Consider the following 14,108-nt stretch of genomic DNA (forward strand, 5'->3'; position numbering starts at 1 on the left):
CTCAGATCTCCGTTGCTGTGATCTTGGTGGTGCGGGGCAGGCAGAGGAAACGTTTGCCCGCCGTCAGCACGATGTCGATGCCGCGCGGAAAGAGCGCGCGGTTCTCGGTCCAGAGCCGCAGGAAGGTCTCCGGCAGACCAACGGGGGCGATCTCCGTCATGCTCTGAATGCCCGGACCCATCAACGCCAGCCTGCGGCCACCCTCGAGTTCGGCGAGCTCGATGACGACGGTCGTCGAGCGGTCGGGATATTCCTGCGTGCCGGATGCAAAGAGGCCGAAGGAGGAAAGGGTGATGCCGGCCTCGGTGAAGGCAAAGCGCGCCTCGGCCTTTTCCGTGGTCAGCGGCGCGCCGGTATGGAAGCCAAGCCATTCCGGCACGGCGGATTTCGCCAGTCCCTGCGAAAGCCAGACCGGCGTGTCGTGGTCGCAAAGCGTCAGCGCGATCGCGCCGGCGGCGATGCCGAGTGGCGTCGGCGGCGCGGCATCGGGCTGAACGGTCTGGATCGTGCCGGGGCGGGCCATGCCGTCCATCAGCATCTTGAAGACGCTCTGGGCGTGGAAGACCGGCTCGGCAAAGCCGCCGGTGAGAGCTTCTGTCTTCAAACCCATCAGTTGTCTCCCCGCACCATGGTGAAGAAATCGACGCGGGTGGCCGCCGTCTCGTCCGCCTTGCGGCGTTCGGCATCGGCGATCCGCTCAGTGATCGGCAAAAGCAGCGCCTGTTCGACGAAATCCTTGGTCGCGTCTTCCTGCCAGAGCGCGTCGAAGATCGCCGCCAACCGGGCCTTTTCACGGTCGGTGCCGAGCGCCTGGGCATGGCCGACCGCGCCGGATTCGAGCCGGACCGTGGCCCGCGTCACCGTCACCTCGCCAAGATTGAAGGGAGCGCCGCCGCCGCCGATGCGTCCGCGCACCATCACCAGCCCGGTCTCAGGTCCGCGCACCTGATGTGCTACGGGCTTTTCCGGCAATGCGTCCCAGACCGCCTGAAGTTCGCTGCGTTCCGCCCGCGCCAGCAGATCGGCGGCGCGTTTGCGCCCGGATGCCGTCTGTGACGCAGCGTCGTTTCTGTCCGCTGAGATCATCGCCGCTTCCCTTCAAATGTCTATTGATATAGACAACCATACAAGATACACTTAGCCTTAAATCGATGTCGTGACAAGCGTGTGACATCGTGGGTGTAAATGGCGGGGCGGAATGGCGGGATTGAAGCAGGTGCAAAGACAGACCGGCGTGGCGCTCTGGCGTCAGATCGCCGATCGGATTCGCGAGGCGATCAGCAGCGGAGCTTATGACGAAACGGATATGGTGCCGCCGGAAACTGTCCTGGCGCTGCAATTCGGCGTCAACCGGCATACGGTGCGCAGCGCGCTTGCGGCACTGGCGCAGGAAGGAATCGTGCGTGCGGTGCAAGGCCGCGGCACGCTGATCGAGCGCAAGGAGCGTCTGAATTTCCCGATCACCAAGCGCACGCGCTTCAGCGCCGGTATCGGCGATCAGGCGCGTGAGATGCGCGGCCTTCTGCTTGATGAGGCGAGGGAAGAAGCGAGTGCCGAGATCGCCCGTTGGCTGCACCTGAAACCGGGAGACCAGGTGATCCGCCTGGAAACCTTGCGTCAGGCGGACAAGCGGCCGGTTTCAAGGGCAACGAGCTGGTTTCCCGCCGAGCGTTTCGCCGGTATCGGTGCGGCCTATCGGAAGGGGGAATCGATCACCAAGGCTTTCGCCGAACTCGGCCTGTCGGATTATGTCCGCGCGACCACCGAAGTGACGGCCGCGCATGCGGGTGCCGCCGACATGGCCGACCTCGAACTCACCCCCGGCGCGATCCTGCTGATCACCAAGGCGATGAATACCGATCTTGAGGGTGTCCCGGTGCAATATTCGATCAGCCGCTTTGCGGCCGACCGGGTGCAGTTCACGATTGAGAACTGAGATCGGAAATTGAGGAAAGGCGTGCCGACCTGTTTCGGCGGCACGCCGTACCGAATTCAGTGTGCGCCGGACATGTCGCCGAGCACTTCCTTGGAGGCGACGGTGGAATCCGCCTTCAGCGTGTAGACTATCGGAACGCCGGTCGCGAGGTTGAGCGCGAGCACGCCTTCCTTGCTCAGCTTGTCGAGCACCATGACAAGCGAACGCAGCGAATTGCCGTGTGCGGCGACCAGCACCTTTTCGCCCCTGAGCACCCGCGGCAGGATTTCTGTGAGGTAATAGGGCCAGACCCGGGCGCCGGTGTCGCGCAGGCTTTCGCCGCCGGGCGGCGGCACGTCATAGGAACGGCGCCAGACATGCACCTGTTCCTCGCCCCATTTGGCGCGGGCATCGTCCTTGTTGAGGCCGGAGAGATCGCCATAGTCGCGCTCGTTCAGCGCCTGGTCGCGGATCGTCTGGAGATCGGGCTGGCCGACCTTGTCGAGGATGAGCTTCAGCGTGTGCTGCGCGCGCACCAGCGCCGAGGTGTAGGCGATGTCGAATTTGATCCCGTATTCGGCGAGCGCTTCACCGCCTGTTTTGGCTTCCTGGATGCCGAGCTCGGTCAGATCGGGATCCTTCCAGCCGGTGAAGAGATTCTTCAGGTTCCAGTCACTCTGGCCATGGCGAACGAGGACGAGGGTACCGCTCATGAATATGCCTCCGTAGTATCGTTATGAGGAAGAAAGCCCGAGCACGTCGAGCATGGAATAGAGACCCGGCTTCTTGTCGCGCGCCCAAAGCGCTGCCTTGATGGCGCCGCGCGCGAAAATCGACCGGTCGGCCGCACTGTGCGACAAGGTGACGATTTCGCCTTCGCCGGCAAAAAGCACGGAATGCTCGCCGATGACGGAGCCGCCGCGCAGCGTCGCAAAGCCGATCGTGCCTACCTCGCGGGAACCGGTATGGCCGTCGCGCACCCGGACCGATTTCGAGGCGAGATCGATGCCGCGCCCCTTGGCCGCCGCCTCACCGAAGAGAAGGGCGGTGCCTGAGGGCGCATCCACCTTGTGCTTGTGGTGCATTTCCAGGATCTCAATATCCCAGTCGGCCGGGTCGAGCGCCCGCGCTGCCTGCTCTGCGAGCACGCTGAGCAGATTGACCCCGAGGCTCATATTCCCCGATTTGACGATGCGGGCATGGCGAGCGGCTGCGGCGATCCTGGTATTGTCGTCGGCTGAACAGCCCGTCGTGCCGATGACATGAACGATGCGCGCCTGTGCGGCGAGGCCCGAGAATTCCACTGTTGCGGCAGGCGAGGTGAAGTCGAGCACGCCTTCGGCATCGAGAAAGGCATTGAGCGCATCGTCGCCGATGATGACGCCTGTCGGGCCGAGACCGGCGATCTCGCCGGCATCCTTGCCGACGAAGGGCGAGCCGACGCGCTCGACTGCGGCGTGCAGCCTCACGCCCTCGATCGAATGGATGAGCCGGATCAGCGTCTGGCCCATGCGCCCTGCCGCGCCAACCACCACCAGTTTCATCGCAGCATCGTTCATCTCAGTCTCACCAGGTCAGTTTGAATCGGAGGCCGAAGGCCTCTGCAGATTGTTGAGGCGAGCGTAAAGACCGTCGCTGACCTTCGCAAGCGTCTCGTGATTGCCTTCCTCGACGACGCGGCCCTGCTGCATGACGACGATCTTGTTGGCGCGCACCACGGTCGAAAGCCGATGGGCGATGACGACGACGGTGCGTCCGGTCATCGCTTCGTCGAGCGCCTTCTGCACGGCCGCCTCGGATTCGGTGTCGAGGGCGGAGGTCGCCTCGTCGAGAAGCAGGATCGGCGCATTGCGCACCAGGGCGCGCGCAATCGACAGCCGCTGGCGCTGGCCGCCCGATAGCGTCACGCCGTTTTCGCCGACCGGCGTCTCGTAACCCTGCGGTTGCGCCGAAATGAAATCATGCGCATAGGCAAGCCGCGCCGCCTCTTCCACCTCGGCATCGGTCGCTTCCGGCCGACCGTAGCGGATATTGTCGCGGATCGTGCCTTCAAACAGGTAGGGCTGCTGCGAGACATAGGCGAGCTGCTTACGCAGCGACTTCTTGGTGATGTGGGCGATGTCCTGGCCGTCGATCAGGATTTCTCCCTCGCGCGGATCGTAGAAGCGCGGAATGAGGCTGATGACGGTGGATTTGCCGGCGCCCGATGGGCCGACCAGTGCTGTGGTCGCGCCACCCTCGGCAATGAAGCTCACCCCGTTGAGCACGCTCTCATTGCCGTAGGCGAAGGACACATTGCGGAATTCGATCCTCGCCTGCGTCACCGTCAGCGGCTGGGCATCCGGCAGGTCGCGCTGGCGCGGTTCCATGTCGAGCAATTCGTAGATCATCCGCGCATTGACGACGGCACGCTCCATCTGCACCTGCAGGCGCGCAAGCCGGCGGGCCGGGTCATAGGCAAGCAGCAGCGCGGTGACGAAGGAGAAGAAGGCGCCGGGCGGCACATTGAAGTAGATCGAACGGTAGGCGGCGTAGGCAAGCACGCTGGCGACGGCAAAGCCCGCGAAGCTTTCCGTCAGCGGAGACGTGCGTTCGGAAAGCCGGGCAATCCGGTTCGCCCGGCTTTCGGCGCCCTCGATGAGTTTGTTGACCTTGCGCTCCAGTTCGTCCTCCATCGTGAAGGCCTTCACGATGGCGATGCCCTGGATCGTCTCCTGCATGGCGCCGAGAACGTGGCTGTTCAAATGCACGGCCTCGCGGGTGGCCGAGCGCAGCCGCTTGGACACATAGCGTAGGGCATACAGCAGCGGCGGCGCCATGATGAATACGGCAAGGCTGAGCAGCGGATCCTGCAGGATCATCACGCCGAGCAGCGAGATGAAGGTCAGCAGGTCGCGCACTGTCGAGGTGATCGTCAGGTTGAGCACGTCGCGGATGCCGCTGACGTTCTGGCTCACCTGCGCGGCGATATGGGCAGAGCGCGCCTCGCTAAAGAAGCCGACCGAAAGCGTCATCAGATGCGAATAGAGCCGGCGCTGGTAACGCGCGACGATATTGTTGCCGACCTTGGAAAGCGCCACCGCCTGGCCGTAGCTCGCAAAACCGCGCAGCACGAAGGCGATGAAGATCGAAAGACAGATGATCCAGACGACGTCGGCGCGGCGGTTGGCGAAGGCCTCGTCGATGATCGCCCGCATGATCCAGGCGGTAAACGCGGTCGAAAGCGCCACCACGATGAGACAGACGATCGCAAAGACATAACCCCAGAGATGGTCGCGGCCGTTTTCAGCAATGATGCGTTTCAGGATGCCGGTTACGGTATCGCTGCTGACGCTCTGCGCTCTGCTTTCCGCCGCTTCCAAAAATGAGGTTTCCTGTCTCGGACCAAGCGCCCCGCGAAGGCGACGCGCACTTTTGCCGGGGTCTATAAAGAGTTGGGACCGGTTTGGCTAGAGCGCCGCGCGTCCCCGCAGAGGACGCGCCAAGGACGCTCTAGCGCCGCCAGCGGCGGCCTTCCGTCGAGACGCCGAAGTTCGCCGGCATCCGTGCGTAGGAGGAAAGCCCGGCAAGTGCTGCCAGCGGATGCGTCACCACATAAGTCGGGATGGTGCGAAGCAGCGCGGTATGCGGCGCCTTGTCCTCGAAGGCAATGCGGAATTCCGGCTTCTTCAGCGCCGGGATGATCTTCTGCGAGATGCCGCCGGAGAGATAGACGCCACCGCGCGCCATGAACACCATCGCCATGTCGCCCGCCACGCGGCCGAGATAGGTGGCAAACAGCGAGACGGTCTCGATAGCCGCCTTGTCGGTGCCGGCAAGCGCGTGCGAGGTGATATCGGCGGGATCCTTCATCGTCGGCTGGATGCCATCGACGATGCAGATGGCATTGTAGAGATTGACGAGGCCGCGGCCGCAGAGGATTTGCTCGGCCGAGACGCGGCCCTCGATCGTCTCGATATGCGGGAAGATCTCATAGTCGCGCTTGCTGCGCGGTCCGAGATCGACATGGCCGCCTTCGCCGGGGACCGGGATCCAGCTGTGCTGGGCATGAACGAGCCCGCCGACGCCGAGGCCGGTGCCAGGTCCGAGTACGACGCGCGAGGCGATCATGTCGCCGGTGGCGTCGCCGATGCGTTCGCGGTTTTCATCCGACAGGGCGGCGATCGCCAGCGCCTGCGCCTCGAAATCGTTGACGACCAGCACGTCCTCCATGCCGAGGCCTTCGATCATCGTCTTTGGCCGCACCACCCAGTCGCAATTGGTCAGCGGGATCTCGTCGTCGTTGATCGGGCCGGCGACGGCGAGGATCGCCGAGCGCGGCTGTACGGCTGTCTTGTCGAGCACGCCTTTCTGGATCGCTTCGTCGATCGTGGCGAAGTCAGCCGTGCGTACGTTCGGAAACTGCTTCGGTTCGGCATAGGCATCGGTCAGGATGGAGAAGCGGGCATTGGTGCCACCGATATCGCCGATCAGGATCGGGAAAGGCAGCGGAGCGGTGCTGTTATTCGGTTTTGGCATGGCCGGTCCCGTGCTGATCAGGCTTCGAGTGTGGGAAGAAGTTTTATAGCGGTCGCGTGGTTGAGCGCCATCGGAATATCATAGACGATCGCAAGCCGCATCAGCGCCTTTACGTCGACATCGTGCGGCATCGGCGTCAACGGGTCGACGAAGAAGATCAGGGCATCCACCTCGCCGGTCGAAATCAGTGCGCCGATCTGCTGGTCTCCGCCGAGCGGCCCGCTTTTCAGCCTGACAACGTCGAGGTCGGGGGCGGCATCGAGCACACGTCCGCCGGTCGTGCCGGTGGCGACGATCTTCCAGCGGGAGAGAATGTCCCGGTTGGTGCGGGCGAATTCCGCCATGTCGTCCTTCTTCTGGTCATGCGCAATCAATGCAAGGCATTTGCCGCCGGCCATCAACCCCTCCGCCCGAACAATTCAATCGATTTGATGGCTTCTATACCAAGAGTTTGCGATTTGAAAGACAACGCACCCCAGGCCTGTTTCATTGGATCGCCGGCTTGTCGTTCGGAACCGGACCGACATCGGGCAAAGCGCCGTCCGTGCCGGCGGCGGGTTCCGCGGCCGGCGCGGCAGTGAGCGCGCTTGCAGCGGACGGTCCGCCATAGGTGGCGGCCTGCATCGAGGCGACGGAAGCACCATCGAGCACGGCGGCGCAGGCCTTCGGCAGGTCGGAGACCATCATCTCGCGCGGCGGCTTCGGCGGCTTGGCACCGGGCTTCGGCGGTTTCGGCGGCGCCCAGGGCGCCGGCGTGAACCACCAGGCGAGCGATTTGTCGCAGCCGTCGCCGGCAGGAACAGGAGCCTGCGGCGTGCATCCGGCAGCACCGGGCGGGCATTTGATGCGGATGTGGAAATGCGAGTCATGGCCATATTCCGGCCGGAGCTTGCCGAGATTGGTGCGGTCGCCCGTCCAGGTGTCGCACATCTTCTTCTTGATCGCCGGGTTGACGAAGATACGCTCCACCTCGGGGTAGCTTGCCGCCAGCATCAACAGACGCGCCCGCGATTGCGTCCAGACCTTCGGGTCGACGGTCAGGAACTTTTCCTTCTGCAGCATGGTGGTGAAGGGCAGATCCTCGCGCTCCTCGGCGGTCATCCGGCGCGCCGGCATCGGCGTAAACCAGACATCGGCATCGAGGCCGATCTGATGGGAGGCATGGCCGTTGAACATCGGCCCGCCGCGCGGCTGCGCAATGTCGCCCACGAGAAGGCCCGGCCAGCCGGCATATTTGACCCCATCCTCAGAAAGACGTTCGAGCAGCGCGATCATCGCCGGATTGCCCCAGCGGCGATTGCGCGAAAGCCGCATCGCTTCCCAGGTCGGCCCGTCGGCCGGCAGCGCCACCGCACCTGTCATGCAGCCCTTTGCGTAAAAGCCGATCGGCTGCGCCGGTCCCTGCGTCGGCAGGCTGACGGCGCCGAACTGCCCCTTGGCGCTGCCCGGACTCGGTGTCTTCTGCTGAGCTCCGACATCGCCGGCGGCAAGGCTTGCGCCGATTGTGCCGGCAAGCGTCAGTTTGCCGAATGTCCTGAAAGCCTGAGCGAAGCCGAAAGCCATGCTATTTCCTTGAACCGCTGCCGAAGTGATTTGCGTCAAATCTATCGTGAAAAGCGATTTTGGTGAATCGATGTTTTGGCTGGTGGTGGGAAGCGGCGGTGACGGATCGCCGCAGAGTTGCGCCGCATATTGCGAAGGCGACGCATCGAGGCGAGACGATGGCTCAAAATTTCGCGAGCCCGGCAAAAACCAAACTCTCTCCTGTTTTTCGCCCCTATTTTTCGTATTGTCGAATCAATGAAAAAACAGGGGAAAGCGTGAATGACGGCTCTATGGTCGAAGATCGGTCTGTTTCTGTCGCTTGCTGCTGTGGCGCCACTGACGGCAACGGCCCAGGACCAGCCGTTTCAGATCGGAAGCTCGGTCGTCAGCCAGATGAAGTACAAACCGGGCTTTGCGCACTTCGACTACGTCAATCCCGATGCGCCGAAAGGTGGAGATCTCCGTCTTTCCGCAAGCGGCGCCTTCGACACTTTCAATCCTCTGCTTGCAAAGGGCCAGACAGCCGTAGGTCTGTCGCTTGTTTACGACACGTTGCTGAAGCCGGCCGATGACGAACTTCTCGTCTCCTACGGCCTGCTTGCCGAAGGCCTCTCCGTTCCCGATGACGTGTCGAGCGCGACCTTTCGGCTGCGGAAGGAAGCGAAATGGGCCGATGGTCAGCCGGTAACGCCCGAAGACGTCATCTTTAGTCTGGACAAGACCAAGGATTTGAACCCGCTTGCCGGCAATTACTACCAGCACGTTGTCAAAGCGGAAAAAACCGGCGAGCGCGACGTCACCTTCATCTTCGATGAGAAGAACAATCGCGAACTGCCGAACATTCTCGGCCAGTTGATGGTCGTCCCGAAACATTGGTGGGAGGCGCCCGGACCGGACGGCAAACCGCGCGACATTACCAGGACGACGTTGGAACCCGTGATGGGGTCCGGACCTTACAAGATCGCTTCCTTCTCGCCCGGCGCCACAATCCGTTATGAACTGCGTGGCGACTATTGGGGCAAGGACCTCAATGTGAATGTCGGCCAGAACAATTTCCGCAACGTCATCTACACCTATTTCGGTGATCGGGACGTCGAGTTCGAAGCTTTTCGCGCCGGCAACAGCGACTATTGGCAGGAAACCACCGCTGCCCGTTGGGCGACGGGATATGATTTTCCCGCAGTGAAGGAAGGACGGGTCAAGAAGGAGGAGGTTGCAAACCCGCTGCGCTCCACCGGCATCCTGCAAGCGCTGGTGCCCAATATGCGGCGTGACCTCTTCAAGGACATCAGAGTCCGCGAAGCCTTGAACTACGGGTTCGACTTCGAGGAACTGAACCGCACTGTCGCCTTCAACAGTTACAAACGCATCGACAGCTATTTCTGGAACACCGAGCTTGCCTCTTCCGGCCTGCCGCAGGGCAGGGAACTGGAAATTCTGCAGGGCATGAAGGACAAGGTGCCGGCAGAAATCTTCACCACGCCCTATACCAATCCGGTCGGCGGCGATCCGCAGAAGAGCCGTGACAACCTCCGCAAGGCAATCGCGCTACTGAAAGACGCTGGCTGGGAGCTGAAGGGCAATCGCATGGTCAACAGCAAGACCGGCCAGCCGATGAGTTTCGAGATCCTGTTGTCGAGCCCGATGTTGGAGCGCTGGGCGGTGCCTTATGCCAGCAATCTCAAGAAAATCGGCATAGATGCGCGGGTTCGGACGGTCGATGCCTCGCAAGCTGTCAACCGCGAACGCAGCTTCGACTATGATATGATCTGGAATGTCTGGGCTGAGACCATGAACCCGGGCAACGAGCAAGCCGACTATTGGGGATCCGGCTCTGTCAACCAGCAGGGCTCTCGCAACTACGCCGGTATTGCTAACCCGGCGGTCGATGAGCTCATTCGCATGATTATCTTCGCGCCGAACCGCGATGAACAGGTTGCTGCGATCAAAGCCATGGACCGCGTATTGCTGGCAAATCACTACGTCATCCCGCTGTTCTACCGTGATACCTATAACATCGCCTATTGGAACACGGTCACGCATCCGGCCGAATTCCCGGCCTACAGCCTTGGCTTCCCCGATGCCTGGTGGTCGACCTCGGCAAAATGAGCGGGCTTGCAATGAAGGGGCCCTCGGCTCCAAATGGCACGAGCGAATCACGACAAGCCGGCAGGGCCGGCAAGGGAAGGCTGGCGGATTGAGCGGCATTAGAGTGGACGGCGGGCAGACAGGAAAAACATTCCCGGAGGCTGAAGGCTGATGGGCGCCTATATCCTTCGCCGCCTGCTTTTGATGGTTCCAACCATTGTCGGCATCATGGCGATATCCTTCATCGTCATTCAGTTCGCCCCAGGCGGTCCCGTCGAGCAGGTGATCGCCCAACTGACCGGTCAGGCCGATAGTGCTGACCAGCGACTGTCCGGCGGCGGCGATCTTCTCGGCGGCACCGGCAGCGATGAAGGCTCAAAATATCGCGGTGCCCAGGGGCTTGATCCGGAACTGATCGCCAAGCTCGAAAAACAGTTCGGCTTCGACAAGCCGCCGCTGACCCGTTTCGGCGAGATGATGTGGAACTACATCCGCTTCGATTTCGGCGAGAGCTTCTTCCGCAACACCTCGGTGCTCGAGCTCATCAAGGAGAAGCTGCCGGTGTCGATCTCGCTCGGCATCTGGATCCTGATCTTCTCCTATGCCATCTCCATTCCGCTCGGCATCCGCAAGGCGGTCAAGGATGGATCGACCTTCGATGTCTGGACATCGGGCGTCATCGTCGTCGGCTACGCCGTGCCGAGCTTCCTCTTCGGCATTCTCCTGATCGTGCTTTTTGCCGGCGGCTCCTTCTACGACTGGTTTCCGCTGCGCGGCCTGGTCTCCGATAATTTCGACCAGCTGGCCTGGTGGCAGAAGCCGCTCGACTATTTCTGGCACCTGACCCTGCCGTTGATCTCGCTTTCCCTGTCCGCCTTTGCCACGACGACGCTGCTGACCAAGAATTCCTTCATCGAGGAGATCAAGAAGCAATATGTCGTCACCGCCCGCGCCAAGGGCCTGAACCAGCGCCAAGTGCTCTACGGCCATGTCTTCCGCAACGCCATGCTGATCATCATTGCCGGTTTTCCCGGCGCCTTCATTTCCGCTTTCTTCACCGGCTCGCTGCTGATCGAAAACATCTTCTCGCTGGATGGCCTCGGCCGTCTCGGCTATCTCTCGGTCATCAACCGGGATTACCCGATCGTCTTCGCCACCCTCTACATCTTCTCGCTGCTCGGCCTCTTCGTCAGCCTGGTTTCCGACCTGATCTACACCTGGATCGATCCGCGCATCGATTTCGAGCGGAGGGATGTCTGATGGACGCCGCCGCAAACCCTGCCGTCACCACGCCTGTCAAGCCGCCGCGCAAGGGCCTGCTGTCGCCGACCAACATCCGCCGCTGGCAGAATTTCCGGGCAAACGGCCGCGGTTATTGGTCGCTGTGGCTGTTCCTGGTGCTGTTCGTCCTCAGCCTGTTTGCCGAGTTCATTGCCAACGACCGGCCGATCATCGCCTCCTACAAGGGCGAGATCCTGTTTCCCGTGCTGGTCGACTATCCCGAGGAGAAGTTCGGCGGCTTCCTCGCCGAAACCGATTACCGTTCCTCGGTGATTGCGGATGAGATCGATGCCAATGGCTGGATGATCTGGCCGCCGATCCGCTATTCCTACCGCTCGGTCAATTCCAACATTCCCCATTCGGCACCCACCGCCCCGTTCTGGCTGATGACCAAGGAGGAGCGCTGCGCCGGTTATCCGCAAGGCGTGAACGATCCCGATTGCACCTTCGGCAATCTCAACTGGCTCGGCACCGACGACCAGGCGCGCGACGTGCTGGCGCGGGTCATCTACGGTTTCCGCATATCGGTGCTCTTTGGCCTGATGCTGACCATCTGCTCGGCGATCATCGGCGTGACGGCGGGTGCGGTGCAGGGCTATTTCGGCGGCTGGACCGATCTGCTGCTGCAGCGCTTCATCGAGATCTGGTCGTCGATGCCGGTGCTTTACATCCTGCTGATCATCGCGGCCCTCCTGCCGCCCGGCTTCTTCGTGCTGCTCGGCATCATGCTGCTCTTCTCCTGGGTCGGCTTCGTCGGCATCGTGCGCGCCGAATTCCTGCGGGCCCGCAATTTCGAATATGTCCGCGCCGCCCGGGCCCTCGGCGTCAACAATCGCACCATCATGTGGCGCCACCTGCTGCCGAACGCCATGGTGGCGACGCTGACCTTCCTGCCCTTCATCCTCTCCGGCTCGATCACCACGCTGACCTCGCTCGATTTCCTCGGCTTCGGCATGCCGCCGGGCTCCCCCTCGCTCGGCGAGATGATCGCCCAGGGCAAGACCAACCTTCAGGCCCCGTGGCTCGGACTGACGGCTTTCTTCGCCATGTCGATCATGCTGTCCCTGCTGATCTTCATCGGCGAAGCCGTGCGCGATGCCTTCGATCCGAGGAAGACGTTCCAATGAGTGACATGAAAGAACCGCTGCTTTCCGTCCGCGATCTCTCGGTTGCCTTTCATCAAGGCGGCGAGACCTCGCTGGCCGTCGATCACATCTCCTTCGATATCGCCAAAGGCGAAGTCGTGGCGCTGGTCGGCGAATCCGGCTCCGGCAAGTCGGTCTCGGCCAACTCGATCCTGCGGCTTTTGCCCTATCCCTCGGCAAGCCATCCTTCCGGCGAAATCCTGTTCAAGGGCAAGGACCTTCTGAAGGCGTCGGAGCGGGCGCTGCGGGAAGTGCGCGGCAACGACATCACCATGATCTTCCAGGAGCCGATGACCTCGCTCAATCCGCTTCATACGATCGAGAAGCAGATCGCCGAGATCCTTGCCCTGCACCAGGGACTCACCGGTGAGCCGGCGCGCCAGCGTGTGCTGGAACTGCTGAATCAGGTCGGAATCCGCGAGCCGGAGAAGCGGTTGAAAGCCTATCCGCACGAACTCTCCGGCGGCCAGCGCCAGCGCGTCATGATTGCCATGGCGCTCGCCAACCGGCCGGAGCTGCTGATCGCCGACGAACCGACCACGGCGCTCGACGTCACCGTACAGGCGCAGATCCTCGAATTGCTCCGGCAGTTGAAGGCCGTACATGGCATGTCGATGCTGTTCATCACCCATGATCTCGGCATTGTCCGCAAATTCGCCGATCGCGTCTGCGTCATGACCAAGGGCAGGATCGTCGAAACCGGAACCGTCGAGGAGGTTTTCGCCAACCCGAAGCACGAATATACCCGGCATCTTCTCGCTTCCGAACCGCGCGGCGAGCCGCCGCTCGCCGATCCGTCGAAGCCGGTGGTGATGGAAGGGTCCGATATCCGTGTCTGGTTCCCGATCAAAGCAGGGCTGATGCGTCGCGTCGTCGATCATGTGAAGGCGGTCGACGGCATCGATCTGTCGCTGCGCGCCGGCCAGACGCTCGGCGTCGTCGGCGAGTCCGGTTCCGGCAAGACCACGCTCGGCCTGGCGCTCACCCGGCTGATTTCCTCGCAAGGACGGATCGCCTTTGTCGGCACGGATATAGCCGGCTATTCATTCAGCGAGATGCGGCCGCTGCGCAACCAGTTGCAGGTGGTCTTTCAGGATCCCTATGGCTCGCTCAGCCCCCGCATGTCGGTTGGCGATATCGTCGCCGAGGGGCTGAAGGTGCACGAGCGCTCCTTGACCGCGGAGGAGCGCGACCAGCGTGTCTGCTGGGCGCTGGAGGAGGTGGGTCTCGATCCCCTGACCCGCTGGCGTTATCCGCACGAATTCTCCGGCGGCCAGCGCCAGCGCATCGCCATCGCCCGGGCCATGGTGCTGAAGCCCCGTTTCGTCATGCTCGACGAGCCGACCTCCGCGCTCGATATGAGTGTCCAGGCCCAGGTGGTCGATCTCCTGCGCGACCTGCAGAAGAAACACGATCTCGCCTATCTCTTCATCAGCCACGACCTCAAGGTGGTGAAGGCGCTCGCCAACGATGTCATCGTCATGCGTTTCGGCAAGGTGGTGGAACAGGGGCCGTCAGCGGAAATCTTCCGCGCGCCGAAGGACGATTATACCCGGGCGCTGATGGCCGCCGCTTTCAACATCGAGGCGGTGCCGACGCCCGCTGTGCAGCAATAA

At 62.3% G+C, this 14,108-nt stretch carries 13 protein-coding genes; 5 read left to right on the plus strand and 8 right to left on the minus strand.

Going from position 1 to position 14,108, the window contains the following annotated elements; translation table 11 throughout:
* Position 1 precedes the first annotated feature (1 nt).
* Together phnH and phnG are read right to left on the minus strand one after the other, a co-directional pair.
* Positions 2 to 610 (minus strand): phosphonate C-P lyase system protein PhnH, encoded by a 609-nt coding sequence (gene phnH, locus FHX10_RS18655; RefSeq protein WP_028756089.1) that lies wholly within the window; start codon positions 608 to 610, stop codon positions 2 to 4.
* Positions 610 to 1,086, minus strand: a complete 477-nt coding sequence (gene phnG / locus FHX10_RS18660) for a phosphonate C-P lyase system protein PhnG (protein ID WP_028756088.1) — start codon at positions 1,084 to 1,086, stop codon at positions 610 to 612. The genes phnH and phnG overlap by 1 nt, the downstream gene beginning before the upstream one ends.
* 112 nt (positions 1,087 to 1,198) lie before the next feature.
* Here phnG and phnF point away from each other — a divergent pair, with 112 nt between their 5' ends.
* Positions 1,199 to 1,936: a phosphonate metabolism transcriptional regulator PhnF gene (gene phnF / locus FHX10_RS18665; protein WP_028756087.1), complete on the plus strand. Its 738-nt coding sequence runs from the start codon at positions 1,199 to 1,201 to the stop codon at positions 1,934 to 1,936.
* Between the two features lie 56 nt (positions 1,937 to 1,992).
* Here the strand turns inward: phnF and FHX10_RS18670 are convergent, their stop codons facing one another.
* The 6 genes from FHX10_RS18670 to mepA all read right to left on the minus strand — a co-directional run bounded on the left by FHX10_RS18670 (position 1,993) and on the right by mepA (position 7,996).
* Entirely contained in the window at positions 1,993 to 2,628 is a 636-nt protein-coding gene (locus tag FHX10_RS18670) for a 2,3-bisphosphoglycerate-dependent phosphoglycerate mutase (protein WP_028756086.1), read from the minus strand.
* A gap of 21 nt (positions 2,629 to 2,649) precedes the next feature.
* Entirely contained in the window at positions 2,650 to 3,474 is an 825-nt protein-coding gene (dapB, locus tag FHX10_RS18675; protein ID WP_028756085.1) for a 4-hydroxy-tetrahydrodipicolinate reductase, read from the minus strand.
* A 15-nt stretch (positions 3,475 to 3,489) separates the two neighbouring features.
* Positions 3,490 to 5,277 carry an ABC transporter ATP-binding protein gene (locus FHX10_RS18680; protein WP_028756084.1) on the minus strand — a complete coding sequence of 596 codons (1,788 nt, stop codon included), beginning with the start codon at positions 5,275 to 5,277 and terminating at the stop codon, positions 3,490 to 3,492.
* A 130-nt stretch (positions 5,278 to 5,407) separates the two neighbouring features.
* Positions 5,408 to 6,433, minus strand: coding sequence for a glucokinase (locus FHX10_RS18685; RefSeq protein WP_028756083.1), 1,026 nt, complete (start codon positions 6,431 to 6,433; stop codon positions 5,408 to 5,410).
* A gap of 17 nt (positions 6,434 to 6,450) precedes the next feature.
* Entirely contained in the window at positions 6,451 to 6,831 is a 381-nt protein-coding gene (locus FHX10_RS18690; protein WP_028756082.1) for a methylglyoxal synthase, read from the minus strand.
* A gap of 88 nt (positions 6,832 to 6,919) precedes the next feature.
* Positions 6,920 to 7,996: a penicillin-insensitive murein endopeptidase gene (gene mepA, locus FHX10_RS18695; protein WP_063473514.1), complete on the minus strand. Its 1,077-nt coding sequence runs from the start codon at positions 7,994 to 7,996 to the stop codon at positions 6,920 to 6,922.
* A gap of 261 nt (positions 7,997 to 8,257) precedes the next feature.
* Here mepA and FHX10_RS18700 point away from each other — a divergent pair, with 261 nt between their 5' ends.
* The 4 genes from FHX10_RS18700 to FHX10_RS18715 all read left to right on the plus strand — a co-directional run bounded on the left by FHX10_RS18700 (position 8,258) and on the right by FHX10_RS18715 (position 14,108).
* Positions 8,258 to 10,087 carry an extracellular solute-binding protein gene (locus FHX10_RS18700; protein WP_028756920.1) on the plus strand — a complete coding sequence of 610 codons (1,830 nt, stop codon included), beginning with the start codon at positions 8,258 to 8,260 and terminating at the stop codon, positions 10,085 to 10,087.
* 150 nt (positions 10,088 to 10,237) lie between these two features.
* Positions 10,238 to 11,326, plus strand: a complete 1,089-nt coding sequence (locus FHX10_RS18705) for a microcin C ABC transporter permease YejB (RefSeq protein ID WP_047617429.1) — start codon at positions 10,238 to 10,240, stop codon at positions 11,324 to 11,326.
* Positions 11,326 to 12,474: an ABC transporter permease gene (locus tag FHX10_RS18710; protein ID WP_048338287.1), complete on the plus strand. Its 1,149-nt coding sequence runs from the start codon at positions 11,326 to 11,328 to the stop codon at positions 12,472 to 12,474. The genes FHX10_RS18705 and FHX10_RS18710 overlap by 1 nt, the downstream gene beginning before the upstream one ends.
* On the plus strand, positions 12,471 to 14,108 hold the full coding sequence (locus FHX10_RS18715; protein ID WP_028758176.1) for an ABC transporter ATP-binding protein: 1,638 nt from the start codon (positions 12,471 to 12,473) through the stop codon (positions 14,106 to 14,108). Before FHX10_RS18710 ends, FHX10_RS18715 begins: the two co-directional genes overlap by 4 nt.

The organism is Rhizobium sp. BK591, from assembly GCF_014195045.1.
In the GTDB taxonomy this organism is placed as follows: domain Bacteria; phylum Pseudomonadota; class Alphaproteobacteria; order Rhizobiales; family Rhizobiaceae; genus Rhizobium; species Rhizobium anhuiense.

Bases quoted from the DNA above. Each gene is read 5' to 3' on its own strand.
- phnH (WP_028756089.1), bottom strand. From the start codon at position 610: ATGGGTTTGAAGACAGAAGCTCTCACCGGCGGCTTTGCCGAGCCGGTC.
- phnG (WP_028756088.1), bottom strand. From the start codon at position 1,086: ATGATCTCAGCGGACAGAAACGACGCTGCGTCACAGACGGCATCCGGG.
- phnF (WP_028756087.1), top strand. From the start codon at position 1,199: ATGGCGGGATTGAAGCAGGTGCAAAGACAGACCGGCGTGGCGCTCTGG.
- FHX10_RS18670 (WP_028756086.1), bottom strand. From the start codon at position 2,628: ATGAGCGGTACCCTCGTCCTCGTTCGCCATGGCCAGAGTGACTGGAAC.
- dapB (WP_028756085.1), bottom strand. From the start codon at position 3,474: ATGAACGATGCTGCGATGAAACTGGTGGTGGTTGGCGCGGCAGGGCGC.
- FHX10_RS18685 (WP_028756083.1), bottom strand. From the start codon at position 6,433: ATGCCAAAACCGAATAACAGCACCGCTCCGCTGCCTTTCCCGATCCTG.
- FHX10_RS18690 (WP_028756082.1), bottom strand. From the start codon at position 6,831: ATGGCCGGCGGCAAATGCCTTGCATTGATTGCGCATGACCAGAAGAAG.
- mepA (WP_063473514.1), bottom strand. From the start codon at position 7,996: ATGGCTTTCGGCTTCGCTCAGGCTTTCAGGACATTCGGCAAACTGACG.
- FHX10_RS18700 (WP_028756920.1), top strand. From the start codon at position 8,258: ATGACGGCTCTATGGTCGAAGATCGGTCTGTTTCTGTCGCTTGCTGCT.
- FHX10_RS18705 (WP_047617429.1), top strand. From the start codon at position 10,238: ATGGGCGCCTATATCCTTCGCCGCCTGCTTTTGATGGTTCCAACCATT.
- FHX10_RS18710 (WP_048338287.1), top strand. From the start codon at position 11,326: ATGGACGCCGCCGCAAACCCTGCCGTCACCACGCCTGTCAAGCCGCCG.
- FHX10_RS18715 (WP_028758176.1), top strand. From the start codon at position 12,471: ATGAGTGACATGAAAGAACCGCTGCTTTCCGTCCGCGATCTCTCGGTT.